Source organism: Mesorhizobium sp. M7A.F.Ca.MR.362.00.0.0, assembly GCF_004023175.1.
GTDB lineage: Bacteria > Pseudomonadota > Alphaproteobacteria > Rhizobiales > Rhizobiaceae > Mesorhizobium.
In genome coordinates, this window is record NZ_RZTF01000524.1 from 1,292 (window position 1) to 3,664 (window position 2,373).

At 63.6% G+C, this 2,373-nt stretch carries 2 protein-coding genes and 1 pseudogene; 1 reads left to right on the forward strand and 2 read right to left on the reverse strand.

What is annotated here, in order from left to right; all coding sequences use genetic code 11:
- Together EOC06_RS44260 and EOC06_RS34420 are read right to left on the reverse strand one after the other, a co-directional pair.
- Positions 1-207, reverse strand: a pseudogene (locus EOC06_RS44260) (aspartate aminotransferase family protein); the annotation flags it as partial.
- 1 nt (position 208) lies between these two features.
- On the reverse strand, positions 209-1,852 hold the full coding sequence (locus EOC06_RS34420; RefSeq protein ID WP_128309904.1) for a N,N-dimethylformamidase beta subunit family domain-containing protein: 1,644 nt from the start codon (positions 1,850-1,852) through the stop codon (positions 209-211).
- Positions 1,853-2,007: 155 nt separating this feature from the next.
- Here EOC06_RS34420 and EOC06_RS34425 point away from each other — a divergent pair, with 155 nt between their 5' ends.
- A complete protein-coding gene (locus tag EOC06_RS34425) occupies positions 2,008-2,256 on the forward strand; it encodes a ParB N-terminal domain-containing protein (RefSeq protein ID WP_127269873.1) in 249 nt (82 codons plus the stop codon).
- Positions 2,257-2,373 lie beyond the last annotated feature (117 nt).

Below are 2,373 nucleotides of genomic sequence, written 5' to 3' on the forward strand. Positions count from 1 at the left end.
CATGGCATCCAGCACATTGCGGTTAGAATGGCCGATATTGGCGACCATCGGGCCGCTCGAGCCGTCGATGAAGCGGCGGCCGTCCTGCGTCCACATATAGATGCCCTCGGCGCGGTCGATCAGCGGCCGGCGCAGGCTGGACAGATAGAACAGATGCGAGTCTCGCCGGGCGTCGGTGGCTTGCGCGGCGGTCTGGACTTTCGACATGTCAGGGCTTTCCGAGATAACGATCGAGGACATTTTTGGTGACGCGTTCGACCATCGGGTCCTGTCTTAGCAGGCCGGCGACCCATTCGCAGCTTCCGGCGTGGAACACCTCGCCCTTGCCGCGCGGGAAATTGACGATCATGCCGTTGCCGCGTTTGACCTTTTCCAGATTGGCGTCGCTCGCCTCGCCGAACAGCGTCTCGGCGGTGAAGCGGCCATCCTCGTCGGTGAGGAACTGGTCCTCGATCGGGATATCGGCGCTTTCCTCGACCTGGGATGCCATGCCGACGGCGAGAACCTGCAAGCCGTCTGGCGCGCCGCTGGTAGCGGTCGGGTAGGGCAGGCCGCCGAGTATCTCGAAGTCGAGCCCGTCGACCTCATAGCCATAGACATGGCTGTCGGCCCCCAACAGGTCACCATAATAGATGCCGGTGCCGGCAAAGGCCCAGTGCTCGGGCCGGTAGACCGGAAAACCACGCACGCCGCGCGGCGCGCAGCCGCCCCAACCGGTATAGACCCCGCGCGTCGCGTTGAGCCCGAAGGTAGCCGAACCCGGCCGGCCGATTTCCGGCGCTTCCCAGGAATTGGTGGCACGGGTGACGTCGCCGCCTGGGAGATAGGCCGGGTCTTCGGCACGCGAGCGATATTTGTAGCAGACCTGCCGGCGGCCCTCGTCCTCAAGCCGCGTCTGCCACATGAAGTTACCGGCAAAGCGCGCCGCATGACCACCACGCTCGACATAGGCGTCGACGGCATCGCGCATTTCCCAGGTCCAATATTCGTCGTGGCCGACGAAGACGGCGCAGTCGTAGCCGTCGAGAATTTCCGGCGAAAAATGCAGATCGTGCTGGCTGGCGAGATCGACTTGATAGCCGGCTCGCTCGGCAAAGCGGAAGAAATGGCTGTCATAGCTGGCCCAACCCGACGAGGCGTACTTTTTCGAATGGCCTGTGGCGAGCGCCCATTCCATGTGCGGATAGCGCGGGATCGTCTTGGGCGGTACGGCGACTTCCAGCGGCACGCGCGGCGCATCTTTCGGCAGCACGACGAAGCCACGGCACCAGGGGCGCTGTGTCGACACGATGGGCGAGTATTGGTTGCGGTCCGGCCCGGTAATGCCCTGGTAGTGGTTGGAACCGCCCCAGGTGTTGTAGGCCAGCCAGGTGCCCGTCGCCGCCACCTGCAGCACACGGCCGGGTTTACGGCCCGGCTGCGGGCTGACGATAAAAATATGGTGGGATTGGATCGGCTTGCCGTCGCGCCCGTCGGCGGTCAGCGTGACCCGATAGGCGCAGGACGGCCAGTCGTTCTCGACACGGAATTCGAACGAAGCGTCCCAGCCGCATCCTTCAGCCGAACACTGGTCGGGTGTGTCCTGCCGGCGTGCCGCGATGCCCGATTTTTCGAACACTTTGGTCTCGCTGCCGCCATCCCGGGTGATTGTCATGCCGAAGTTCGGAGCTGTCGAACTGACATGCAACGCCACCGTTTCGCCGGCGCGATAGGAAAACCGGTCGCTGTAGCACCAGATCTCGCCGCGCTCGCCATCCATCCCCGGCCATTCGTAATAATGGCCACGCACCGCGTGGCGGCGCTGCTCCGGCGTCAGTCCGAAATCGGGGAATTCGGTCGGCAGATGGGTCATGAACACCTGAAAAGGTCGAGGGCCGCCATTTCGGCGATCTGCCGGTCACGCGTCAAATAGAAACGATCGGGCCAGCATTCGCTAGCCGCACCCTTGGCCGCCTCCATCAAACGGACTATCTCAGGGGAGGCGGCGTTTCCGCCACGGGGGTCGGAATGCTCAGAGTGCAAAAGGTCAAGGTCGACGAGATCTACGTGCCGACGGCGCGCAAGAAGACGCTGCATCCCGAGACCGTTCGCCATCTGGCCGAGGACATTTTGGAAAACGGCATGAAGACGCCGATCCAGGTCCGCCATGACGGCAAGCGCCACATCCTCGTCGAAGGCCTGCACCGGCTGGAGGCGGCAAGGTGGCTCGGCGAGACCGAGATCGAGGCTTATCTGGTGCAAGCCAAGCGCCACTGACGCATCGAGTTTCTCGGCGCAGAAGTTTTTATCGAATGCCTTGGCGATTGGCTCGAACCCTGATCGCTTCGTCATCCACGGGCGGAGCAAGGGGCGCAGCGACGCGGCGCAGACCCG